Origin of the sequence: Actinomadura syzygii, from assembly GCF_008085905.1 — a bacterium.
In the GTDB taxonomy this organism is placed as follows: Bacteria; Actinomycetota; Actinomycetes; order Streptosporangiales; family Streptosporangiaceae; genus Spirillospora; species Spirillospora syzygii.
In genome coordinates, this window is the sequence record NZ_VSFF01000005.1 from 108,629 (window position 1) to 132,116 (window position 23,488).

Annotated in this window: 19 protein-coding genes and 2 tRNA genes; 10 read left to right on the top strand and 11 right to left on the bottom strand. The window is 67.5% G+C overall.

Annotated features, from left to right (window positions below; translation table 11 throughout):
- Positions 1-364 precede the first annotated feature (364 nt).
- From FXF65_RS13060 to FXF65_RS13070, 3 genes are all read left to right on the top strand, one after another.
- Complete coding sequence (locus FXF65_RS13060) at positions 365-1,486, top strand: FtsK/SpoIIIE domain-containing protein (protein WP_246198539.1); 1,122 nt, start codon at positions 365-367, stop codon at positions 1,484-1,486.
- Complete coding sequence (locus tag FXF65_RS13065; RefSeq protein ID WP_187412266.1) at positions 1,483-2,673, top strand: replication initiator; 1,191 nt, start codon at positions 1,483-1,485, stop codon at positions 2,671-2,673. The genes FXF65_RS13060 and FXF65_RS13065 overlap by 4 nt, the downstream gene beginning before the upstream one ends.
- A 478-nt stretch (positions 2,674-3,151) precedes the next feature.
- On the top strand, positions 3,152-4,723 hold the full coding sequence (locus FXF65_RS13070) for a helix-turn-helix domain-containing protein (protein ID WP_148350168.1): 1,572 nt from the start codon (positions 3,152-3,154) through the stop codon (positions 4,721-4,723).
- Positions 4,724-5,340: 617 nt separating this feature from the next.
- Here the strand turns inward: FXF65_RS13070 and FXF65_RS13075 are convergent.
- The gene (locus FXF65_RS13075) at positions 5,341-6,870 is read right to left on the bottom strand and encodes a recombinase family protein (RefSeq protein WP_148350170.1); all 1,530 of its coding nucleotides are present in this window, start codon (positions 6,868-6,870) and stop codon (positions 5,341-5,343) included.
- Here FXF65_RS13075 and FXF65_RS13080 point away from each other — a divergent pair.
- From FXF65_RS13080 to FXF65_RS13090, 3 genes are read left to right on the top strand one after another with little or no spacing between them, the layout of a single operon-like run.
- Positions 6,846-7,415, top strand: a complete 570-nt coding sequence (locus FXF65_RS13080) for a replication initiator (RefSeq protein ID WP_342787329.1) — start codon at positions 6,846-6,848, stop codon at positions 7,413-7,415. The genes FXF65_RS13075 and FXF65_RS13080 overlap by 25 nt on opposite strands.
- Positions 7,412-7,651: a helix-turn-helix domain-containing protein gene (locus FXF65_RS13085; protein ID WP_246198541.1), complete on the top strand. Its 240-nt coding sequence runs from the start codon at positions 7,412-7,414 to the stop codon at positions 7,649-7,651. The genes FXF65_RS13080 and FXF65_RS13085 overlap by 4 nt, the downstream gene beginning before the upstream one ends.
- Positions 7,651-8,997 carry a tyrosine-type recombinase/integrase gene (locus FXF65_RS13090; RefSeq protein WP_222868544.1) on the top strand — a complete coding sequence of 449 codons (1,347 nt, stop codon included), beginning with the start codon at positions 7,651-7,653 and terminating at the stop codon, positions 8,995-8,997. The genes FXF65_RS13085 and FXF65_RS13090 overlap by 1 nt, the downstream gene beginning before the upstream one ends.
- A 56-nt stretch (positions 8,998-9,053) precedes the next feature.
- Here FXF65_RS13090 and FXF65_RS13095 read toward each other — a convergent pair.
- The 3 genes from FXF65_RS13095 to FXF65_RS44655 all read right to left on the bottom strand — a co-directional run bounded on the left by FXF65_RS13095 (position 9,054) and on the right by FXF65_RS44655 (position 10,075).
- A tRNA-Ala gene (locus FXF65_RS13095) sits at positions 9,054-9,129 on the bottom strand.
- Between the two features lie 16 nt (positions 9,130-9,145).
- Positions 9,146-9,862, bottom strand: coding sequence for an HAD-IA family hydrolase (locus FXF65_RS13100; RefSeq protein ID WP_148350172.1), 717 nt, complete (start codon positions 9,860-9,862; stop codon positions 9,146-9,148).
- Positions 9,863-9,955: 93 nt separating this feature from the next.
- Complete coding sequence (locus FXF65_RS44655; RefSeq protein WP_211342807.1) at positions 9,956-10,075, bottom strand: DLW-39 family protein; 120 nt, start codon at positions 10,073-10,075, stop codon at positions 9,956-9,958.
- Between the two features lie 219 nt (positions 10,076-10,294).
- Here FXF65_RS44655 and FXF65_RS13105 point away from each other — a divergent pair, with 219 nt between their 5' ends.
- The 3 genes from FXF65_RS13105 (at position 10,295) to FXF65_RS13115 (ending at position 13,344) form a co-directional block, all read left to right on the top strand.
- Positions 10,295-10,531 carry a hypothetical protein gene (locus FXF65_RS13105; protein WP_148350174.1) on the top strand — a complete coding sequence of 79 codons (237 nt, stop codon included), beginning with the start codon at positions 10,295-10,297 and terminating at the stop codon, positions 10,529-10,531.
- Positions 10,532-10,573: 42 nt separating this feature from the next.
- Positions 10,574-11,365, top strand: coding sequence for an SDR family NAD(P)-dependent oxidoreductase (locus FXF65_RS13110; RefSeq protein WP_148350175.1), 792 nt, complete (start codon positions 10,574-10,576; stop codon positions 11,363-11,365).
- A 152-nt stretch (positions 11,366-11,517) separates the two neighbouring features.
- Positions 11,518-13,344 carry a M64 family metallopeptidase gene (locus FXF65_RS13115; protein ID WP_148350178.1) on the top strand — a complete coding sequence of 609 codons (1,827 nt, stop codon included), beginning with the start codon at positions 11,518-11,520 and terminating at the stop codon, positions 13,342-13,344.
- Between the two features lie 32 nt (positions 13,345-13,376).
- Here the strand turns inward: FXF65_RS13115 and FXF65_RS13120 are convergent, their stop codons facing one another.
- From FXF65_RS13120 to FXF65_RS13130, 3 genes are all read right to left on the bottom strand, one after another.
- On the bottom strand, positions 13,377-14,300 hold the full coding sequence (locus FXF65_RS13120; protein ID WP_148350179.1) for a DMT family transporter: 924 nt from the start codon (positions 14,298-14,300) through the stop codon (positions 13,377-13,379).
- 54 nt (positions 14,301-14,354) lie between these two features.
- Positions 14,355-15,248 carry a helix-turn-helix transcriptional regulator gene (locus FXF65_RS45250; protein ID WP_281288904.1) on the bottom strand — a complete coding sequence of 298 codons (894 nt, stop codon included), beginning with the start codon at positions 15,246-15,248 and terminating at the stop codon, positions 14,355-14,357.
- Positions 15,249-15,633: 385 nt separating this feature from the next.
- Positions 15,634-15,867: a hypothetical protein gene (locus FXF65_RS13130; RefSeq protein ID WP_148350181.1), complete on the bottom strand. Its 234-nt coding sequence runs from the start codon at positions 15,865-15,867 to the stop codon at positions 15,634-15,636.
- Between the two features lie 266 nt (positions 15,868-16,133).
- Between FXF65_RS13130 and FXF65_RS13135 the strand changes: the two genes are divergently transcribed.
- Positions 16,134-16,484 carry a VOC family protein gene (locus tag FXF65_RS13135; protein ID WP_148350183.1) on the top strand — a complete coding sequence of 117 codons (351 nt, stop codon included), beginning with the start codon at positions 16,134-16,136 and terminating at the stop codon, positions 16,482-16,484.
- Between the two features lie 1,029 nt (positions 16,485-17,513).
- Here the strand turns inward: FXF65_RS13135 and FXF65_RS13140 are convergent.
- From FXF65_RS13140 to gyrB, 4 genes are all read right to left on the bottom strand, one after another.
- A tRNA-Ile gene (locus FXF65_RS13140) sits at positions 17,514-17,587 on the bottom strand.
- A 68-nt stretch (positions 17,588-17,655) separates the two neighbouring features.
- Positions 17,656-18,699 (bottom strand): DUF3566 domain-containing protein, encoded by a 1,044-nt coding sequence (locus FXF65_RS45255; protein WP_246198545.1) that lies wholly within the window; start codon positions 18,697-18,699, stop codon positions 17,656-17,658.
- 42 nt (positions 18,700-18,741) lie between these two features.
- A complete protein-coding gene (gyrA, locus tag FXF65_RS13150; RefSeq protein WP_148350185.1) occupies positions 18,742-21,246 on the bottom strand; it encodes a DNA gyrase subunit A in 2,505 nt (834 codons plus the stop codon).
- Between the two features lie 106 nt (positions 21,247-21,352).
- A complete protein-coding gene (gene gyrB / locus FXF65_RS13155; protein WP_148350187.1) occupies positions 21,353-23,290 on the bottom strand; it encodes a DNA topoisomerase (ATP-hydrolyzing) subunit B in 1,938 nt (645 codons plus the stop codon).
- Positions 23,291-23,488: the final 198 nt, after the last annotated feature.

Here is a 23,488-nt window from a genome sequence, read left to right on the forward strand (position 1 = left end):
TGAACAGCACAAAGAAGAGGTGTCTCCATCATGGCATGGGAGTTCCGCAAGCTCGGTCCCGGTGAGAACGTCGCCGTTGAGGCACAGCGTGACCCGTTCGCGCCGCCGAAATGGGCGCCGCCGGTCTGGCACATGCCCGAGGGCCTGGTCCTGATCGTCAACGCCGTCCGCGCACTGGTCGGGACGGTCGTCTTCCTGGTCCGCAACATAGTCCCCGTCTCCGTCTTGTCCGGGCTGGCCTGGCTGGGCTACCGGTTCGGCTGGCTCGTCCCCGTCTTGGTCCTGGCCCTCGTCGCCGTGGGCCTGGCCCTGTGGGCGGTGGTGGACCGTCCGTCCTTCGTCCGCTGGGTCGCTCGTCCGGCTCGTGCACGGGCGGCTGGTGTCGGTGTACCGGCGGGACTGGCAACCCGTCCTGGTCACGGCCGGGCTGACCAAGGTTCACAAGGGGCGGGAGTACCTGCCCTCCCTCGTCCGCGTCCGCTGCGGTCCAACCTCGGACCGGGTCCTCGTCCGGATGCTCAAGGGCCAGGCCCCGGACGCGTGGGAACGGGTCGCGGCCAACCTCGCGCACGGCTTCGGGGCAACCCTCGTCCGCGTCCGCGCCGGGGACCGTCCCGGCCGCATCTGGCTGGAATTCGTCCGCCGTGACGCCCTCGCCGTCCCCATCCCTGCCCTGCCCGTCCCGGACGGCTCCGCGGTCGACCTGTCCGGGCTGGTGATCGGACGGCAGGAGGACGGGTCGCCGTGGCGGCTTCGGCTCCTCGGGACGCATGTGCTGATCGCGGGGGCGACAGGGGCGGGCAAGGGTTCGGTCATCTGGTCCACCATCCGCGCCGTGCTGCCGCTCATGCTCGCCGGGCTGGTGGAGGTTTGGGCCATCGACCCCAAGCGCATGGAGTTGTCGTTCGGGCGGGCGCTGTTCGAGCGGTACGGGCGCTACAGCGACGATCCCAAGGGCGGCATGGTCGAGCTTCTCGAAGCGGCGGCCGAGGACATGAACGCCCGCGCCGAACAGTTCGCCGGGGTGACCCGCTCGTTCACGCCTACCCATGAGCACCCGTTCCGGGTCATCGTGGTCGATGAGCTGGCGTTCCTGACCGCCTACTGCCCTGAGCGTGATCTACGTAAGCGGGCTGAGTCGGCGCTGGCCGTGCTGACCTCGCAGGGCCGGTCGGTGGGGTACTGCGTGATCGGTGCGCAGCAGGACGCGCGCAAGGAGGTCAACAACCTGCGCAACCTGTTCCCCGATCGGATCGCCCTGCGCCTGGACGAAGACGAACAGGTGGACATGGTCCTCGGCGACGGTGCCCGCGACCGTGGCGCTCTCGCCGACCAGATCTCGTCCATCCCTGAGATCGGCGCGGGCGTGGGCTTCGTGCGGCTGGAAACCTCACCTGACCCGGTGCGGGTGCGGGCGGCCTACGTCTCCGACGCTGACATCCGCGACATGGTCACGCTCGGCCTGCCCGGTGTGGAGGCGGCATGAGGCAACCCACCCTCGACGACACCTCCCAGGACACCCGGCCCTCGTCGACCGAACCCGGCCCAGAACCCGTGGTCAAGACGCTGGCTCCGCTGGCGCGCGGGGTACTGGAAGCGGTCGCGGTCGAACACGGCGTCTGCATCCGTCCCGTCCCCATGCGGCGGGTTGACCTGAACACGGGCGCGGCCGAAGTGGTCTATGTCCCGTGCGGTCACACCCTGGCCTCGGTCTGCCCTTCGTGCGCCGAACGCAAGCGCAAACTCCGGGCCGTCCAGTGTCGCCAAGGCTGGCACCTGTCCGAGGAACCGATCATCACGCGCGCTGACCCCGACGCCGAGCAACGCGCGTGGATGGAACTGCGGGCACAAGCGGCGGCAGCCCGTGACCTCGCGGCCGAGAACGGTACGGCGCACGGGGAAGACGCTGCGTTCTGGGATGCAGTGGTCCGTGACCTCGACAACGAGCTTGAACGCGCAGGGGTCCGCGGTTCCCTCAAGGCCGGTGACCAGAGCAAGAGCCGACGCACCCGATCGACGCGGCGGCGGCAGGACGCGCCCGACCTTCCTCGGCGTCCGGTCGACTCCCGCACGGTCGGCAAGGTGTTCCGGGGCAAGGACGGCAACACCTTCCGCCCCTCGCTGTTCCTCACGCTGACACTCGACTCCTACGGGCGGGTGCGCGGTGACGGTACGCCGGTCGACCCCGAGTCCTACGACTACGCGCGGGCCGCCCGCGACGCCCTGCACTTCTCCAAGCTGGTGGACCGGTTCGTGCAGAACCTACGCCGGTTCGTCGGCTACGACGTGCAGTACTTCGCCGCCGTCGAACCGCAACGCCGTCTCGCTCCCCACCTGCACATGGCCATTCGCGGCACCATTTCGCGGGCTGAGCTGCGACAGGTGGTGGCGGCCACCTATCACCAGGTGTGGTGGCCCTCGACCGATCGCGTCGTCTTCGACGGTGAACACCTGCCGGTCTGGGACGACGCGGCGGGCGACAACGGCGGCGGCTACCTCGACCCCACTACCGGCGAGGTACTGCCCACATGGGATGAGGCGCTGGACGCCCTCGGCGAGGATGCCGACGCCGAACCCCTGCACGTGGTCAAGTTCGGACGCCAGATCGACGCGCAAGGCGTCCTCGCCGACTCGGCCGACTCCCGCCGCTGCATCGGCTACCTGACCAAGTAAACGAATACTCTCTTACCGCAGTATCTGTAAGGCTATGACCTGCGAATATACCCAATGATCACAGGAGATCGAACGGAGAGCATTCACGGTCTTGCGTGATCATGCTCCGGTTGTGCCGGTCGTGCCATGTGCCACGCATCCGCCCCCCAACGTGCAGACGCGCGAGCGATACGTGCCAGCTGGCACAAGCGGCACGATGCGCCCAGCGGCAATGGTCACCGTCTGTGATCGTCGGTGCAGCCGTGCATGTGCAAAGCCTCGTGCGCGTCTGCGCGCGTAGGGCCGCGAACGCGCGCACTGCACGAACGGTGCACAGCCACCGTGAGTGATGATCTCCGTGAGCGTCGCCCCGTCAGAAGTCTGTGTGTCTGCTTGTGGCATCTCTGTAGCAAGTTTGTCGCATAAAACACCTGACCTCGGGTGATACTGAAACTATGGCTCTCACGGCAGGCAACCCGTCCGCAGGGGAGGGCTCGATATGACCGCTATTCCAGGGAGGCCACAATTGGCGCGTCGGCGTTTCGCTCGTGCGCGTCGGTCATCTGGGTATACGCAAGAGACGCTTGCCGCCTATCTTGGAGTTGAGCGCACCACTGTTGCCCGTTGGGAGAACGGTGCAACTGAGCCACAACCGCACGTGCGTCCTAAAATCGCTGACGCTATCAAGGTTTCCCGCCAAGTCCTGGACGAACTGATTGCGGACACCACAGATGACCGACCCGCGTGGGCCATTCGTCTTCAAGTCGAGCGAGAGACGAGAGGCTGGAGTAAGTACGCATTGGCGAAGCGCCTCTTTGCGGCTAACGGTATTTCCAACGGGAACCTGACATCGCTTCGCCGTCAGATACGCCAGTGGGAACAGGGAATTCATTTTCCGCGCGACTGGCGCACGACCTACGCGGTGGCTTTCGGGCTGGAGGAAGACGAGCTTTTCGGCAATGTCGACTACCAGTCGGGCCGCCGTCCGGCAACGCTGGACCCTCTTCCTAACGGAGAGGAGGAAGACGTGGAACGCCGTGAACTCTTGGAAAATCTCGCCGCTCTCGGCCTGAGTGTCACGCCGGTTGTCCAGGCATTGGAAAGCATCCGTAGCGGCATTGATCGCACCTTCGAAAGCGGTGAGCGCCAGCAGATCGAACACTGGGAGGAAACCGCTGTCGAGTATGGCTACGGTTATCTGTCTGCTCCGCCCCAACAGTTCGTTGCCGATCTTGCGGCGGATTTGGTGGCGCTCCGTCTGATTACCAGGGATGTCAATCGGGATACGCTGGTTTATAAAGAGTGGTGCCGCGTCGGGAGTACCCTTTCCTGCCTGATGGCTAAATCCATGAGTCAGCTCGGAAGAACGCGCGAGGCCCGTCATTGGTGGCAAACGGCACAAAGCGCTAGCGATAGCTCCGAGGACCTCACGGCCCGTTTGTGGGTACGGGGTCAGCGTCTCATTCATGGGATCTACGAGCAGCGCCCTATACCGCTGTTGCTCAAGTACGCCAATGATGCCATAGACCTTGCCGGGGGGCGCCCTTGCTCGGGGCTTGCAGAGATAAGTGGTGGACGAGCGCAAACGTTGGCCTTAGCGGGTAACCCTGATGCAGCCAAAGCAGAATTGCCACGCCTGGAAGTCGTTCTTGACCGGCTGCCCACCAGTATCTCTAGTGAGATCAACTCAGCGAATGCAATGGGCGAAGGTCGGCTTCGCTATGTCGAAGCGTGGGTATATGCGCATGACGGAGACACTGCCAAAGCAGATGCCGCCGCGCAACGAGCCACGCAGTTCTATCCGGGGACCAATCGCCGGACGCCCGTGCAGGTGAATCTACTCCGGGCCGTTGCCCGCACGCATTCGGGTGATGTCACAGAGGGCATTCGTCACGCTCAAGCGACATTTGAAGCCGTACCGCTCGCCGATCGGACAACGATGGTGGTGAATCTCGCGAATCGGGTGCTTGAACCCATTCCTGCCGAACAGGAAGGCCAGGCATCGGTTACGGCTTATCGCGAGCTTTTGATGCTCTCGGCCGGGACGCCCCAGCCCGCCATCGAGTCTTGATCAGAAAAGATCGGTAAGGGGCACGGAGACCCTAGAGCCTCCAGAGGCTCTCAGAGCGTCTGAGAGCGCCGCAGATGAGGAGAAGCCCTCCCGGGATGCCCGTGAGGGCCGTGAGGGCACATGGAGCGCCGTGGGCTTCACCTGCGTCTATCAGTGCGCGAGCATGGGCATTGCTCGCACGGCGAGCAGGAACGACGAGAGGTAACGCTGTGTGATTGTCCACGGATTTGTCTCGTCCACGTCTCACGCGCGTCTGCACGTATAGGCGGCGTGGACGTCCATGAGACGAGTCTGAGACGAGTACGCAGCGTGATGTGGAAGGAGGTGTGATGCGTCCCCGTACCGTCACCAGTATGTGACGGCGACCGTGGAGGGGAGGTGATGCGAAAACGTCTCGCAAGAAGTGCACAAGCCACAAAAGAGAGAAGGTGAGAATACCCACGCCGAAAGAGTGGGCTGAAGAACAACTCAGGCACGCACCGCAGCGTTCGGAGAACTGGGCGCGGTCGGTCGCGCGAATCTACGGACTGAACATTAGTGACGACTAAACACAGAAGCGGCGACCCTCGCGCTAGCGAGGGTCGCCTTATGCTGCCGACAGTCGAATCCGGAAAGGCTTATTCATCCTCCTCATTCCAGATTGGGGTGATCTGGTCGGGACTGAACTTTGCCCCCTGGCGCGGCGCGGGATGGATAATGAGAGCGGTGATGCTTTTGGCGATGGCCGCATGCTTCTGTTCCAGTGTGAAGTCCGGCCGATTCCATTCCGCGCGCAGGTCAGGGATTTCGACCGCCCGCGCCTGCCGCTTGGCTTCATACTTGCGCTTTTCTGCCTTGAGTCGCCGTTCGCTGGCCTCCAAGTCTTCAATCAGCGCGAAATACCGGCTTCCCGATATCCGTTTGGCCTTGTAGGCATCGGTGGATTCCTGGATCTGCTGGGCAACGTCGCGGAGTTCGTCCTCCCGGTCCCAAGGTGGGAGTTCTTTACGCCGCTGGAGCCTGATTCGCGATTGTTCCTGGATGACGAGTTCGGTCACGTATTCGTCGATCGGTGCTGCGATTCGGGTGATGCCCCCGCATCCTCCCCATCCTTTGGTGGGGCACCGGTAGGCGACGACGGGTTTGCCGGTCTTCTTGTGGTAGTACTGCACACCGCCGTACATGCGCGCGTTGCACTTTCCGCACCGTATGAACGGCGAAAGGAGATACTTCATCACGTGCCCGCGTCCCCGGTTCTTCCGGGATGGTTTGGACGGCCGGATTGCCTCCACAAGCGCTAGGTGTTCATCATCGGTGATGATGGCCTCCCAGACGCCTTTAACCGGGTTGCCGTCGACGTCGGTGAGGATCTCGTCCCGATAGGTCTTCCATCCACACAGACGCGGATTGGTGAAGATCTGCACGATGGTCATAGCCCGCCACTGACCCCGCCCGGTCACCGTGGGGATACCACGTTCGTTCCATTCGATCGCGATTGTTGCCGGGCGAACACCAGCCAACAGACGGGGGATTTCCCGGCGGATGTGCTTCGCCTCCCGCTTGTTGACACTGATACGGTCTTTGCGCCATCCGAACGGGCGGTTAGCGCCCCCGTGGTTGCGCCCTTTCATGGCCGCGCGCCGGTTACCGCCCTGCATGCGGCGCGCAATGTTCCGGGATTCCTGGTTGCGCTGGTTGACGTCGTGACGCGCGGCGGAAATTCCCGTATCGGTAGTGAGATCGATGTTCCCCGTCATTCCTACGACGTGAACGCCATAGTATTCGACCAGGTCAATCAAATCTTCCAGGTCGCGGGGATCGCGCATACCGCGATCGATGTTCGGCAGGCACAGCGAATTGTAGGTGCCTTTTCTCAGTTCGGTCATCATGGCGTCCCAGTCAGGGCGCACCACTCGGTAACCGTATGTGCCATCGGGCAGCATTACCCGGACACGCCGGAATGCCGAGACGTTGTTTTCCGGGAACTCGCGTCCGATGCGGCCACCGATGCCCGTGACGTACTCTCGCATCTCGGCAAGCTGGGCGGTTACCTGCTCCGCGTCGCCGGTGACGTCGAAGGACTCGCGCCCGTACAGGGCCCAAACTAGCTGGTCAGGGGCAGTTTCGAGTAACGTCCGCCCACCTGTGCGCCGGGGGGTTCTGTTCATGCCGTTCAGTATGCGGTAAGAGACTAGAGAAGTACCTCGTCAAGGGCGTCGCCGAATGCCACACCGCCCAGACAAGCGCGCAGCGCGAACACGTCGACCGGATGGCCGAAGCGCTCCGCTACGAACCCTGCTCGCCCACGTGCGCGAACTGGCTGCGCTACGGCGTCCAACCCAAGAACCCGCGCAAAGGCATGACGCCGGGCTACTGCAAGGGCAAAGCCCACCGACGTGAACACCTCGGCTACGGCGGCCGCCGCGTCCTGGTCTCTCGCAAATGGTCCGGCAAGACCCTCGCCGACCACAAAGCCGACCGCAAGGCATGGGTCCTGGCACGACTGGCCGAGGCCGGAATCCCCGTCGCCAACCCGGCTGATCCGCAAGCGGTCCACGTCTGGGAAAGAGCCGGCCCCGGTGATCCGGACGTGAAACCGGCCGCACAACGGCTCCTCCTGCTGATCAACGAACGCATCCAACGGCGCCGCCAGCTCGACGCCGCAACCCACAACCCCACCCCAGAACTTTCGGCAACTGCGGAGGCAGCGTGACCAAGCGGATAGACGGTCCGTCGTTCTCCTCGGCCGATCGGCTGCTGACGGTGGCTGAGACGGCCGAGTACCTCAACACCTCGCAGCGGTTCCCGCGTCGGCTCATCGCCGAACGGCGCATCCGCTTCGTCAAGGTCGGGCGCTTCGTCCGCATCCCTGAATCCGCGGTTCGTGAGTTCATCGCGGCGGGGCTGGTCGAGCCGATGACCACGTCCGACGTCTGGAGGGCGGCCTAATGGCAAACAAGGGCGGCCACCGTCGTTTCGGCAACGTCCGCAAGCTGCCCTCGGGGCGCTTTCAGGCGAGCTACCTGGGGCCCGATGGCAAGCGGCGGTACGCGCCGGAGACATACGAACGCAAGGGCGACGCCGAACGGTTCCTCTCGCTGACCGAAGCTCAGATGTTCCAAGGGCAGTGGATCGACCCTGAGCGCGCGAAGGTGAAGCTCGACGTCTACGCCGCGAAGTGGATCAAAGAGCGGGCGGGCCTGCGGCCTCGTACCGTCGAACTGTACGAGCGGCTCCTGCGCAAACACATCGGGCCGCACCTGGGCGGGGTCTCGGTCGGCGACATCAAGACGAGCATGGTCCGGGAATGGCGGATGACCCTCCTGGAGTCCGGTGTTTCGGCAAGCGTGACCGCAAAGGCGTACCGGCTGCTGCGGGCGGTCCTCATGACCGCGACCGAGGAAGACAGCATGCTCGCGCGCAACCCATGCCGGATCAAAGGCGCCGGTGACGAGACGCCGGAGGAACGCCCCGTGCTCACGCTGGCGCAAGTCTTCGAACTGGCTGAACTGCTCGGGCGTCACCCGGTGGGCAACATCCGCGAGATGCCGTCCGGGGAGTTCCAGCTCCGATACCGGCTCGTGGAAGGTGGGACGCGGGCGTTCCCGCAGTACCTCCCGGACCGCCAGGCGGCCGAGCGCGTGCTGTGGAACCTCGCCGTGGAGGGGTGCGCGGCCGTCGAGCATGACGACCGATACCGGGCCCTCGTGCTCCTGGCGACCTTCGCAAGTCTCCGATGGGGAGAGGCCGTTGCGCTCACTCGCCGAGACATCGACCTGGGGGCCGGTGCGGTGTCCGTCCGGCGGCAGTACCTCGAACTCGACAGCGGTGACCTGGTGATCGGGCCGCCCAAGTCTCGGGCGGGCAAGCGCACCGTGAGTTTCCCGGCGGGCATCGTTCCGTTGATCCGCGAACACCTGCGGGCGCACGTCCCCGACGACGCTTCCGTGCTCGTCTTCGCGGGGCCAAACGGCGGGGTACTGCGGCGAGGCAACTTCCGGCGGGCGTCCCGGTGGGCCCTGGCCGTCGAAACGATCGGGCTCCCGAACCTGCACTTTCACGACCTGCGGCACACGGGCAACACGCTCGCTGCCCAGAGTGGGGCGAGCCTGCGTGACCTCATGGACCGGATGGGGCATGACAGCGTCCGGGCGGCGATGATCTATCAGCACGCGACATCCGAGGCGGGCCGGGCCATCGCTGACGCGCTCGACAACAAGATCAAGACGGAGCGGGGCGGCGACGATGACGAGGGGGACGGCGGCCTCGGTGGGGTGCTCGTCCCGGTGGCCTAATCGCACGCTAATTGCACGAACGCCCTCATCCGTGATCGGGATGAGGGCGTTTTCGCTGGTGGAGCCTAGGGGATTCGAACCCCTGACACCCGGCTTGCAAAGCCGGTGCTCTACCAACTGAGCTAAGGCCCCTTGCGGCGGCACAAGCCTACCCGTGGTCGGCGGTTCGTGGGGTACCGGCGGCGGCCGGGAGGACGAGGGTGGGGAAGGTTGCGATGGTGGGGAGGATGTGGGTGGCGCCGGCGGTGAGGAGGCGGGCGCGGTCGTGGGCGCCGGTCAGGACTCCGGCGACGATCGACGCGCCCGAGCGGCGGCCCGCGAGCATGTCGTTGGCGGTGTCGCCGCAGACGGCGATGTTGCGGACGTCGTCCACGCCGAGTTGGAGGGCGGCGGAGAGGACGAGGTCGGGCCATGGCCGTCCGCGCGGGACGTCCTCTGGGCAGAGGGTGAGGTCGACGCGGTCCCACCAGCCGAGGGCGTCGATGACGCGGGCCTGGGTGCTGCGGCTGAAGCCGGTGAGCAGGCAGACGCGGACGCCGGCGTCGCGGAGGTGCAGTAGGGCTTCGTCCGCGCCGGGGACGGGGTGCAGGCCGCGGCGGTCGACGAGGTCGGCGTAGGAGCGCTCGAAGGCCAGGTGCGCGGCCTGGGCGCGGGCCTCGTCGAAGAGCGAGCGGAAGACGCCGAGCTTCGACGCGCCCCGCGAGTCACGGAAGCGGGAGATGGCACGGTCGTACGCCGCCGTGCCGGAGACGATCCCCAGGGCGGCGATCGCCTCGGCGAAGGCGGTGTGGACGGTGTCGCCGTCGGCGACAGTGGTCCCGGCGAGATCGAGGCAGGCGACGGTGATCGGATCTGCTTCGTTCACGCCGGGGCCTTTATCGCCGTCGTCTCGGTGAGCGCTTCCATCCTCGGTCGGCCCGCACGGGCTCCGGCTCTCGCGGGCAGACGGACGAGAACGTCAGTTGTCGGACGACGTGGCCTCGGTCCACAGGTCCAGCTCGGCGCGGTCCTGCTGCAGCCGGCGCCAGACAGCGAAGCCACCGAGTGCGACGACGGCCAAAATGAGCAGCTTCTTCACGGTGGGACCCCTTCACCTCGACTATGCAGTCAAACCCGGGGGAATGTCTTACCTCGACGTCTGCTCCCCCAGGCTCTCCGCAGCCTAGCAATCGTTCCCGGCCGATCCGCACCCCCTCACCGGTATCGGACCAGCGGTCCAATCCGGTGTGGCCGGCGCCACCCCGCCGGGACGCCCGTCCGGCCGCGCGATCCCGGGGACGACCCTGCGGGAGATTCGATGGCGGAGGACGACTTCCGGCGCTGGGAACACGAGTTCGAGCCGGGCGCGCCGAAGGCTGCGGAACGCTCGGAGGGGCCGTTTCGGGAGTCGTCCGGGGGACGCGGCGTGGTGGTGGCCGCGGGCGTCATCGCGTTCGGCTGCGCGGGGGTGATCGCGTTGGGGGACGTCCCGCTCGGCGCGGCCGGGCTGGTGCTGGCGGCACTCATCCTGGTCCTCTGGCGGATCGGAATGTGAGCATCCGTGGTTTTGTGCGGACCGATCCGCCATCATCTGCGCATGGACCTGCGCGGAGCGAACGTCCTCGTCACCGGGGCGACCGGCGGGATCGGACGGGCGCTCGCGCGGGCGATCGCCGACCGGGGCGGACGTGTGGTCCTGACGGGCCGCCGCGCGGACGTCCTCGAACCGCTCGCCGACCGGCTCGGCGGCCGGGCCATCGTCGCCGACCTGGCCGACCGCGCGTCCGCCGAACGGCTGCTCGACGACGCGGGCCAGGTGGACGTCCTCGTCGCGAACGCCGCGCTCCCCGCGTCCGGCCTGCTCCCCGACTACTCGATCACCGAGATCGACCGGGTGCTGGACGTGAACCTCCGGGCGCCGATCGTGATGGCGAAGCTCGCGAGCGCGCGGATGGCCGATCGTGGCCGCGGGCACCTGGTGTTCGTGTCGTCGCTGTCCGGGAAGTCGGCGTCCGGGCATGCCTCCCTCTATAACGCGACGAAGTTCGGCATGCGCGGGTTCGCTCTCGCCCTGCGCGAGGACCTGCGGCCGCACGGCGTCGGCGTGTCGACCGTGTTCCCCGGCTTCATCCGGGACGCGGGCATGTTCGCGGACGCCGGGGTCACGCTGCCGCGCGGCGTCGGCACGCGGACACCGCGCGACGTCGCGCGGGCGACCGTCCGGGCCGTCGAACGGAACATCGCGGAGGTGGACGTCGCACCGCTCAGCCTGCGGCTCGGCGCCCGGCTGGGCGGGGTCGCTCCCGCTTTGTCCGCGGCGGTGCAGCGCCGCGCGGGCGGCCCGCGCATCACCCGCGCTCTAGCCCAGGGCCAACGCGACAAGAGATGACCGGGAGGCTGGGACGCGCCAGGGTGGCGACAAAATCGGGTCGCCAGGTGATAATCCGGGCAGTCCCGCTTGATCGGCGGGGCGTGCGGCGCTCGCGTCCTCCCGGGCGGCATCTCGCCTGCCGCGCAGCGCCGTCCCGAGGAGGTCTGCGCATGTGGACGACCGGTACGACGGGTAGGACGGCGGCTGCCGGGGCGGCGGCCGTGACCGTGCTGGCCCTGGCGGCGGTCCCGGCGCGGGCCGCGGACCCCGCCGACGCGACCGTGGTGCCGGTCCAGGTCACCGGCGACCCCGCCAAGCGCTTCAACCTCGTCGTCCTCGGGGACGGCTACACGCCTGCGGACATGCCGAAGTTCCGCACCAACCTCGCCGCACACCTCAACGACCTGTGGACGATCGAGCCGTTCAAGTCGTACCGCAGCTATATCAACGTGTACGCGGTGGAGATTCCGTCCGGTGAGTCTGGGGTGAGTTGTGACCCGTCATTGTCGTCCCCACGCCGGACGACACCGTTGCGCATGGCGTTCTGGAGCGGCTGCCGCGAGGACGGCATTCAGCGGCTTCTCGTCATGGATTCCGCGGCGGCCAAGACGTACGCGGACCTCGTCCCAGGGGCCTCTCTAGCGAACCGTCAGATTCTCGCGCTCGCCAACAGCGACACCTATGGAGGTGCAGGCGGGGCGTACGCGACGGCATCGGGTGGGAACGCGATGTCCGCCCTCATCGCACCGCACGAGTTGGGCCACTCACTGGGCGGGTTGCAGGACGAGTACGACTACTACCAACGCGGTGTCCCTGGCGGGACGTACACCGGTCCTGAGCCCGACTCCATTCACCACACTCTGCTGACCGAGGAGGAGATGAAGACGCAGAAGCAGAAGTGGTGGCGGTGGCTGGGTGAACGGAGCGAATCCGGGGGGACCATAGGACGCTACGAGGGCGGCATCTATTTCAGTAAGGGCGTGTGGAGGCCGAGCCAGCACTCAATGATGAAGACGCTGGGCTACTACTTCGACCAGGTCGCCCGCGAGCGGATGACACAACGGATATCGGCGAAGGTCAACCTCGTCCAGGCCCACACGCCGACCGACGCACCGGTCGGCGCCGACCGCGTCCTCTGGGTGGAGACGATGCACCCGACCGGTCACCAGCTCTCCATCACATGGACGGTGGATGGGAAGCCCGTACGGGCGACGACGCCTGCGGGCAACGGCGCGGCGGGTGCGAACCTCGACCTGTCGCGGCTGCACTTGAAGAAGGGCACGCACACCGTTCAGGCGACGGTCGTCGACCCGACCGGCTTCGTCCGGGACCCGGCCGTCCGGTCGTCCGCCGCGCTCACCCAGGTCCGCACCTGGACGGTCGACACGGGCGTGAAGACCCCGCCCGGTGACGTACCGGTCGATTTCAGCTCGTCCACGCCGACGGACAAGCCGGTGGGCGCCGACTCGGTGGTCTACGCCGAGACGTCGCATCCGGTGCGGAGTGTGCCGTCCGTCCGCTGGGAACTGGACGGACGTCGCGTGAAAGGCGGCGACCGGGACATCTATCTCGGCCGTTTCCACTTGTCCAAGGGCACGCACAAACTGGTCGCGCGCGTCGGCTCCAAGTCCCGCGCCTGGACGATCGACGCCGAGCCCCCGACCGTGAAATACGAGCTCTCCAAGGCAGCTCAGGTTCGTCCCGGACACACGCCCGAGTACGTCTTCGACGGGCCGTTCACCATGCGCCTGACCGGCGCCGACGACCACGCGGGCGTCGTCGTGTCCGAGTTCCGCGTGGACGGCGACGGCTGGTTCAACTATTTCGGCTGGCCGACCGACTCGTCCGCCCCCTGGCTCTTCACCGAGAACGGCACGGTCATCGACAGCCTCACCTACGGCAAACTCGGCAAGGGCCGCCACACCATCGAATACCGCGCCATGGACACGGCGGGCAACACGACGACCGCCGCCGAATTCAAAGTGACCCTCCGCTGACCGAACACGCGGAGGGCCACCAGTGCCATGGGCTAGGCCGTGGGGGCTTCTTCGGGACGCGGGTTCGGCTGCTGCTGCGCGGCCGAGGTCGGCGATGAGGAGCGCGGAGCGCGGGCGGTGGCCAGCACGGAGCCGCCGAGGATCAGCGCGAAGGACGCGATGATCGTCCCGGTCAGCGGTTCGCTCAGGAACGCAACGCCCGCAACAACGGCGACGGCCGGGTTGACGTAGGTGAACACCATTCCCCTGGACGTCCCGACCTCGCGGATCAGCTCGAAGAAGACGATGAACGCCAGCGCCGTGCAGATCAGGCCGAGGCCGACGAGCGCGGCGAGGACTTCGCCGCTCGGCATCTCGTCCGGCCAGGTGGCGGCCGCGGGACCGGCGTAGACGACGGCGGCGATGGCGAGGGCGAACGCGGCCAGTTGCAGGCTCGGGAGGTCCCGCAGCCGGCGCGTCGTGATCATCGGGGCGACCGCGTAGCCGACCGCGACCAGCATGACCTCGCCGATCGCCCACCCGCTGCCGCCGCCCAGGTGCGGCCCGGCGAGGACGCCGACGCCGACCAGGCCGACCAGCAGCCCGGCCCAGCGCAGCACGCCGAGCCGCTCCGCGTCGCCGGTGAGCCTGGCGAGCACCACGGCGATGATCGGGACGGCGGCGATCAGCAATCCGGTCATGGAGCTGGTCAGCCGGTTCTCGGCGTCCGACAGCAGCGCCCACGGGCCGAGGATCTCCACCGCCGTGAACGCCAGCAGCGGACGCCAGTGGCGGCGCACCACGTCCATCCGTCCGGCGCGGATCGCCAGCGGCAGTAGGACGGCGGCGCCGAGCGCGGTCCGCGCGAAGACCACCATGGGCACCGAGACGCCCTCGACGGCCACTTTGATCATCAGGTAGGGGATGCCCCACAGCACGCTCATCAGCGCGAACAGCGCCCAGCCGCGGCGACTCATACCGACCTCCGTTTTCCCCGTTCCGGTCCGCGGCGGGTGGCCTCGCGGACAGATTCAGGATGCGCGCCGCGACCCGCCGCCGTCTTGAACGCTGTTGCGGTACGCGCCCGGTGTGACGCCCACCACGCGCCGGAACCAGCGGGTCAGATGCGCCTGGTCGGCGAACCCGACGAGGAACGCGGCCTCGGCGGGACGGTGTCCGGCGTCCAGCAACGCGCGGGCCCGGGTCACCCGGTGCTGGGCGAGCCACGCGTACGGCGGCATGCCCACGACGTCCCGGAACGTCCGCAACAACTGGTAGCGGGACATCTCCAGGTCGGCGGCGACCTCGGCGAGCGTCGGCGGGGCGGTCACCTCGACCGACAGCCGCTCAGCGACGGCACGCGCGATCCGCCGCGCGTCGGCGGCGCGCCGCCCCGGGACCGCCGCCGGACGCCCCGGCCTCGCGTGCCGCCGGACGAGCGCGCCGAGCACCCCGAGCAGGCGGGACTCGCCCTCGAGCGGATCCTCGCCGAGCCGCAGCGCGCGATGGGCGAGCCGCAGCTCCTCACCGAGCCGGAGGTCACCGATGATCGGCTCCCGGAAGTGCGGCCACAGCGGCGACGGGCCCGGGTCCTCCGCCAGCACGGCGCCCAGCAACTCCGGATCGGGATAGACGCACAGGTAGGCGAAGCCCTCCTCCCTCGCCGGGCCACCGGTATGCGCCTCGCCCGGCTCGACCACCACGACACTCCCGGCCCCCGAGTAGACGCGCTCCCCGCGGTAGCGCATCGTCTCCAGCCCGTCGACCGTCACCCCGATCGCATACTGATCATGGATATGCGGCGCATAGTGCCGCCGTCCGATCCGAGCCGTCAGCAGATCGAGCGGCCCCCCTTGAACCCCGCCAACCCGGGTCCAAACAACCCGATCCCGCTCTCCTCGCCGTTCGCCCCGTTGTCCGAGCACAACGTCACGCCCGGCGCCGACACGAACGCCACCACCAACCCTGCGACCGCCGCCAGGCACAGCGCGAGCACTCTCCCCGACCACGCCGCCGCAGCCGGACACGCTCCCGTTGTTCTCTGAGACGACGCCAGTGAGGGCGGAGACAGTGCAGGCGTTCTCGGCGGCCGCACTGTTGCCGTCGAGCACACTTCCGCTGCTTCCAGAGACGGACCCAGTCTTGGCGGGCACGGCCCGGGTGCTGTCGGTCACCGCCCCGGAATTGTCGGGCATGGCACCGGGGGTGGAGACGCCGGGTGGGCCGGTGAGTACCGCGCCGGTGTTGACGGGCATCGCGCCGGGAGGGGAGTCGGTGTCGGTGTGGGCGGGCGTGGGGCGGATGGGGTTGTCAGGCGGAGAAGACGGTCCGGAGTCGCCAGCGGTCTTCGTCACGGCCGAGCTCCGCGACCGCCACGCCTTCGGCGCCCGTGACGCGGACCCGGTAGACCCGGCCCTCCTGGGGCGTTCCGTAGGTCTTCAGTACCTCTTGCACGGCATAGCGCGCTCCGCGCCACTCGTACGCGGTGAGCCGCCCTGCCTGGTCGTGCTCGGCGCGCACCGGCTCGTTCAGCAAGTGCCCCATGCGGGGAGCGTAGCACGCATTCGAACTGGTGTTCGCAGGTGACAGGCCTGTTCGAGGCGTGCATGTCCCTGGTCGCAAGGCCTCGCGCGCATCCGTCGTTCCGCGTCGCCGGGCGTGGCGCGGCGATCGTTTTCATGCGGACATTACGCGCCATGTAGAGGTAACGGCGGGGACCTCCTTCCTCATCCCGTGGAGCCACCACGGTTCTCGGTGCAAGCCAGCCCTTTCGTGGGGAAGGAACAGGCGCGAGAGCCAGGGGGGGGAACATGATCAATGGGGCACACGTCATCATCTACAGCCGCGACGCCGAGGCGGACCGCGCGTTCATCCGGGACGTCCTCGGCTTCCCGAACGTCGACGCGGGCGGGGGCTGGCTGATCTTCAAGCTGCCGCCGGCCGAGGTGGCCGCCCATCCGACCGAGGGCGAACCGCGGCACGAGTTCTACCTGATGTGCGACGACATCCAGACCACGCTTGAAGGACTGGGCGCCCGCGGCGTCCAGGTCGACGTCCCGATCACCGAGCAGAGCTGGGGACTGCTCACGGCGATCCGACTGCCGAGTGGCGGCGAACTCCCGATCTACCAACCCCGCCACCCCGTGGCGAAGGATCTCTAGCGATAGTTATCCACAGTTGGGGATTCCCTTCGCGCACACCTCTTTCCCCCTGTCGACCGGCGTTCCGGCGGCCCGCGTCCACAGTGGATTCCCCAGAACAGCCGGGCTTTTCAGCGTCTGGGCGGCGGATCACGCGCCATCTCGTCCATCATGCGCGCCCACTCGCCGCCGTGCACAGATTCCACAACCTGTGGATAACTTCTGTGCACACCCTGGGTACGGGCGCCTGCCGCTGCGTCCACCATTCTTCCCCAGGTTGCCCCCAACCCCCGGGACGACTTGTCCACGTCGTGGAAAACCTGCTGACCAGTCGAAAGACCACCTCCGCCGGACGGTTGCCCACACCACGTACACACACTGTGGACGGACAGCCTCCACACCCCGGCCGTCCCGGTGGATAACGCTGCCCACCGACCATCCCCAGCCACGTCCCCAACCAGCGACGTTCATCCACAACGGTGCACGTCCCGCATGCGGCTCACGCCCTACGGCATGCAGCGAGGCCCGGACGCGGGGTCCACGGACGCCGCCACGCCCCCACTTCTCGGATGGGCGGGCCGTGTCGCTGAGCCCGATGGAGATCGTGGAGCGGAAGAATGACGGCGTCCACATGATCATGACCATGCCGAGCGGGCCGCCCACCAGCAACAGGACACTCAACTCGGGAATGTGTTTTCCACAGACTGTGGAAAACACATGAGGAACATGGCTCCGATGGGTGCCGCCTTCTACAGCTCCTCCACTCCCGCTACCGCTGCCAGGTGGCGGCGACGACGGCGACGGTGACGGCGGCCAGTGCCACCCAGGCGAGCCAGAGCAGCCAGAGTGTCGGTCGAGGCCGTCCTGATGTCGCATGGGCCGTGACACAGCGCCGAGTCGCTGTTGGTGCAACTCCGCACGCCGCCCCTGTCCCGGTCCAAGGTCGGCAACGGCAAAAAAGAAGCGGGACGATCGGAAGATCGTCCCGCGGAAATCCCACAGAGGGAAGTGTCTGTTCTACGGTCTCGGCCCCTAGAGGGGCTGACTGGGTGGGCCTAGGAGGACTTGAACCTCCGGCCTCATCCTTATCAGGGATGCGCTCTAACCGACTGAGCTATAGGCCCGGGTTGTGCCGCTGTACTGGGCGGCGCAACGAGAGGTTACCCCATCCTGCGGGGCAACCGGAAATCGATTACTCGGCCTCCTTGAGGGTCACTTCGACGCCGCCGACGAGGTCGGCGGCGAGGTTGTAGATGACCGAGCCGACCGTGGAGAGCGCGGTGATGAGAAGGACGTTCAGCGCGCCCACGAGGACGGTGTAGCCGAAGACGCGGAAGAAGGAGAACCAGCTGCCCGCGTCGACGCTGCCGGTGGTCTCGCCCTGCTCCTTGGTGAGGCTGTTGATGGTGTCGCTGATGGCGTCGAACACGCCGAGTCCGGACAGGATCGTGTACAGGACGATCACCGCGACCAGCAGCACGACGAAGCAGACCAGCGACATCACGAAGCTGAACTTCATGACCGACCACGGTTCGAGCCGGGCGAGCTGCAGTTGCGCCTTGCGGGCGGGCTTGCCGGAGACCGCGGGTTTGGACGAGGTCTTGGCCGGCGCGACCGTGGTGGAGGACGGACGGTCCTTGAGGATGGTGCCCGCGAAACCCTTGCGGTTCGACCCCCCGGAGCCACCGGAACCGCCCGAACCGGAAGAGCCGGAAGCGCCAGACGAGCCGGACGAGGACGCCGGGGTGAACGGCTTGCTCGGCGACTCCGAACGCCCGCTGGAGACCGAACCCGACGGCTCCGTGGGCCTGCTCCAGCCCGACGACCCGGAGCCGGGCCCCGACGAGCGGGGACCGGGCGGGGTCGGCGTGGTCTTCGAGGGCGTGCCCGCCGCCGAATCGTCCTTCGCAGGCTCGGCGGTGTCCTTGATGGGGGCGATCTCCGGAGTGTCGGACGGCTTGGCCTGGTCGTCCGCGACCTGGGAGAGATCGCTGCGGGTCTCGTCCGTCCCGGAGGAACCGATGTCGACGGTCGTCTCGTCCCGTCCGGACGAGGAGGACGCGGCGGACACCGTCTTCCCCGACCGGCCCGGCTTGGACCTGCCCGGCTTCGCCCCGGACTTCCCGGCGGAGCGCCCGGACTTCCCGGCCGAGCCCGTCCCGGAGCCCGATCCGGAGCCGCCGCCGGGCGCGCCCGTACCGGGCCCGTCCTCGTTCTTGCCGGGCTCGGTGCTCACGTGTCCTCCTGGCCTAGCGGATCGGGGACGTCGTCGCGCTCATCACGCACCTTCGCCCCCTTCGGCTTCTTCCGAGTCCTCCATGGACTCTACGTTCCTCGCGATGGCCACCACGCTGTCCCCGTCCGCGAGGTTCATCAGACGGACGCCCATGGTCTGCCTGCCGGATTGCTTGATCTCCGCCGCTGTGGTGCGGATCACTCCGCCGTTCGACGTCATCGCGAAGACCTCGTCGTCGTGACCCACCATCAGAGCCCCTACCAACATCCCGCGAGATTCCACGATCTTAGCGGTGAGGACGCCCTTACCCCCACGACCTTGCAGCGGGTACTGGTCGACGGGGGTCCGCTTGGCATAGCCTCCCTCGGTCGCGACCAGGACGTCCTGGGACGAATCCTGCGCGACCAGCATGTTCAGGACTTCCTGGTCCTCCTCGAAGCGCATGCCGATCACGCCGGAGGTGGCGCGCCCCATCGGGCGGAGCGACTCGTCGTCGGCGCGGAACCGGATCGCCTGCGCCCCGGTCGACACCATCAGCAGGTCGTCGTCGGAGGACACGAGCCGGGCCGCGATCACCTCGTCGTCGTCGACCAGGTTGATCGCGATGATGCCGCCAGTGCGCGGCGAGTCGAAGTCCTGGAGCGCGGTCTTCTTGACCCGGCCCCTCTTCGTGCCGATCACCAGGTAGGGCGCGACGTCGTAGTCGCGCAGGTCCATGACCTGGGCGATGTGCTCGTCCGGCTGGAAGGCCAGCAGGTTCGCGACGTGCTGGCCGCGCGAGTCGCGGCCGGAGTCGGGCAGCTCGTACGCCTTCGCGCGGTAGACGCGGCCCTTGTTCGTGAAGAACAGGATCCAGTGGTGCGTCGTCGTGACGAAGAACTGGTCGACGATGTCGTCCTGCTTGAGCTGCGCGCCGCGGACGCCCTTGCCGCCGCGCCGCTGCGCCCGGTACAGGTCGGTGCGGGTGCGCTTGGCGTAGCCGCCCCGGGTGATCGTGACGACGACGTCCTCTTCGGCGATGAGGTCCTCGTAGGAGACGTCACCGTCGAACGGGATGATCTGGGTGCGTCGCTCGTCGCCGAACTTCTCGACGATCGGGGCCAGCTCGTCGCCGACGATCTGCCGCTGCCGCTCGGGCGAGGCCAGGATGTCGTTGTAGTCGGCGATCTCCGCCATGAGCTTGTCGTACTCGTCGGTGATCTGCTGGCGCTCCAGGGCGGCGAGCTTGCGGAGCTGCATGTCGAGGATGGCCTGCGCCTGGACCTCGTCGATCTCCAGCAGGCTCATCAGGCCCTGCTGCGCCTCCTGCGCGGACGGCGACCGCCGGATCAGCGCGATGACCTCGTCGATCCGGTCGAGGGCCTTGAGCAGGGCGCGCAGGATGTGGGCGCGCTCCTCGGCCTTGCGGAGCAGGAACCGGGTGCGGCGGACGATGACTTCGATCTGGTGCGCGACCCAGTGCCGGACGAACTGGTCGATGCGCAGCGTGCGCGGCACGCCGTCGACCAGCGCGAGCATGTTCGCGCCGAACGTCTCCTGCAGCTGGGTGTGCTTGTACAGGTTGTTCAGGACGACCTTGGCGACCGCGTCCCGCTTGAGGACGATGACGAGCCGCTGCCCCGTCCGGCCGGACGTCTCGTCGCGGACGTCGGCGATCCCGTCGAGCTTGCCCTCCTTCACCCCGTCGGCGATCTTGAGGGCGAGGTTGTCCGGGTTGACCTGGTACGGAAGCTCGGTGACGACGAGGCAGGTGCGGCCCTGGATCTCCTCGACCTCGATGACGGCGCGCATCGTGATCGAGCCGCGGCCGGTGCGGTAGGCGTCCTCGATGCCCTTGCGGCCGACGATCAGCCCGGCGGTCGGGAAGTCGGGGCCCTTGACGCGCTCGATCAGCGCTTCGAGCAGGTCCTCGTCGGACGCGCCGTAGTTGTCGAGGTACCAGCGGACGCCCTCGGCGACCTCCCGCAGGTTGTGCGGCGGGATGTTCGTCGCCATCCCGACCGCGATGCCGGCGGACCCGTTGACCAGCAGGTTCGGGTACCGCGACGGCAGGACGTCCGGCTCCTGCGACCGGCCGTCGTAGTTGGGGGAGAAGTCGACGGTCTCCTTGTCGATGTCGCGGAGCAGCTCCATCGCGAGCGGCGCCATGCGGCACTCGGTGTACCGCATGGCGGCGGCGGGGTCGTTGCCGCGGGAGCCGAAGTTTCCGTTGCCGTCGACCAGCGGGTACCGCATCGACCAGGGCTGCGCGAGCCTGACCAGGGCGTCGTAGATGGCGGAGTCGCCGTGCGGGTGGTAGTTCCCCATGACGTCGCCGACGACGCGGGCGCACTTGAAGTAGCCGCGGTCGGGCCGGTAGCCGCCGTCGTACATCGCGTACAGGACGCGGCGGTGGACGGGCTTGAGGCCGTCGCGGACCTCCGGCAGCGCGCGCGCGACGATGACCGACATCGCGTAGTCGAGATAGCTCTTCTGCATCTCGACCTGGATGTCGACCGGTTCGATCCGTTCGCCCGGGTGTCCGCCCTCGGTGGTCACGTCCGTCACTCTGAAGACCTCTTCTGCTGCTCGGTGGGATGCGCGTGCGGTCGCCTCTGGGAGTCAGGCCGCCGGGGCGGGGAGCCTGGGAGCCGCCGAGGCGGGGATCCGCACGTCAGATGTCGAGGAAGCGCACGTCCTTGGCGTTGCGCTGGATGAACTCCCGGCGGGGCTCGACCTCCTCGCCCATGAGCACGCTGAACAGCTCGTCCGCCTGGGCGGCGTCGTCGAGCTGGACCTGCAGCAGGACCCGGTTGTCGGGGTCCATCGTGGTGTCCCACAGCTCGTTGGCGTTCATCTCGCCGAGGCCCTTGAAGCGCTGCACCAGGTCGCGGGGACGGGGGTCGCGCTTGCCGGCGGCGACGCCGGCCTCGATGATCGCGTCCCGTTCGGCGTCGGAGTAGGCGTAGTCGGCCTCGGTGCCCCGGGCATCCCACTTGATCTTGTAGAGCGGCGGCTGAGACAGGTACACGTGGCCGGCCTCGATCAGCGGCTTCATGAACCGGAACAGCAGCGTGAGCAGGAGCGTGTTGATGTGGTGGCCGTCGACGTCGGCGTCCGACATCAAGATGATCTTGTGGTAGCGGAGCTTGGCGATGTCGAACTCGTCGTGCACGCCGGTGCCCAGCGCGGTGATGATCGCCTGGACCTCGTTGTTCTTCAGGATCTTGTCGATCCTGGCCTTCTCCACGTTGAGGATCTTGCCGCGGATCGGCAGGATCGCCTGGAAGTGCGGGTCGCGGCCGCCCTTGGCCGAGCCGCCCGCCGAGTCGCCCTCGACGATGTACAGCTCGGACTTGCCGGGGTCGGTGGACTGGCAGTCCGACAGCTTGCCGGGCAGCGACGTCGACTCGAGCAGGCTCTTGCGGCGGGTCAGGTCGCGCGCCTGCCGCGCCGCCACCCGCGCCCGCGCGGCCTGCGACGCCTTGTTGATGATCTCCTTGGCCTCGCCCGGGTTCTCCTCGAACCAGTCGCGCAGGTGCTCGTTGCACGCCTTCTGGACGAACGACTTCGCCTCGGTGTTGCCGAGCTTCGTCTTCGTCTGGCCCTCGAACTGCGGGTCGGCCAGCTTGATGGAGATGATCGCGGTGAGGCCCTCGCGGACGTCCTCACCCGTGAGGTTGTCGTCCTTCTCGCGCAGCAGGCCCTTGTCGCGGGCGTACCGGTTGACGATCGTGGTCAGCGCCGCGCGGAACCCCTCCTCGTGGGTGCCGCCCTCCGCCGTGTTGATCGTGTTCGCGAACGTGTGGACGGACTCGGCGTAGGACGAGTTCCACTGCATGGCGATCTCGATCGACATGCCCTTGGTGTCGTCCTCGAAGTAGACGACGGACTCGTGGACGGCGTCCTTGCGCGCGTTGATGTAGCGGACGAAGTCCTCGATGCCGCCCTCGTAGTGGTAGCGGACGACGCGGGGCTCGCCGTTGACGTGGTCGGGGCGCTCGTCCCGCAGCGTGATCGCGAGGCCGCGGTTCAGGAACGCGTACTCCTGCATGCGGCGGGACAGGGTCTCGAAGTTCCACTCGGTGGTCTCGAAGATCTCCGCGTCCGGCCAGAAACTGATCAGGGTGCCGGTCTCGTCGGTCGGCTCGCCCTTCTGGAGCTCCGTCTCCGGCCCGCGCCACGTGTACGACTGGCGCCATACGTGGCCGTCGGTGCGGACCTCGGCGTCCATCCGGGTGGACAGCGCGTTCACCACGGCGGAGCCCACGCCGTGCAGCCCGCCCGAGACGGCGTAGGACTTGCCGTCGAACTTGCCGCCCGCGTGGAGCGTGGTGAGCACCAACTCGATTGCCGGACGTTTCTCCACGGGATGCTCGCCGACGGGGATGCCACGCCCGTTGTCGAGCACGCTCACGCCGCCGTCGGCCATCAACGTGACCACGATGTCGTCGGCGTAGCCCGCGAGGGCCTCGTCGACGGCGTTGTCCACGATCTCGTAGACGAGATGGTGCAGGCCGCGCTCACCGGTCGAGCCGATGTACATGCCGGGGCGCTTGCGAACCGCCTCAAGCCCTTCAAGGACGGTGATCGAACTAGCGTCGTACGCCAAAGGAAGATCCTCCTGCCGGGGATGTCTGCCGCTCCGCGCCCGAGGGAGGGCACGGTGTGCCCCGTAACACACATGAGAAGGCGCCCGCGTGCTCTGGTCTTCGCATCGGTCAGAGCCCTGGGCACCCGTTGGCGGCGCAGCATCCTGAACCGATTTCATTCTACCGGGTCACACGGCGGAAAGTGGCACTGTCGAGCG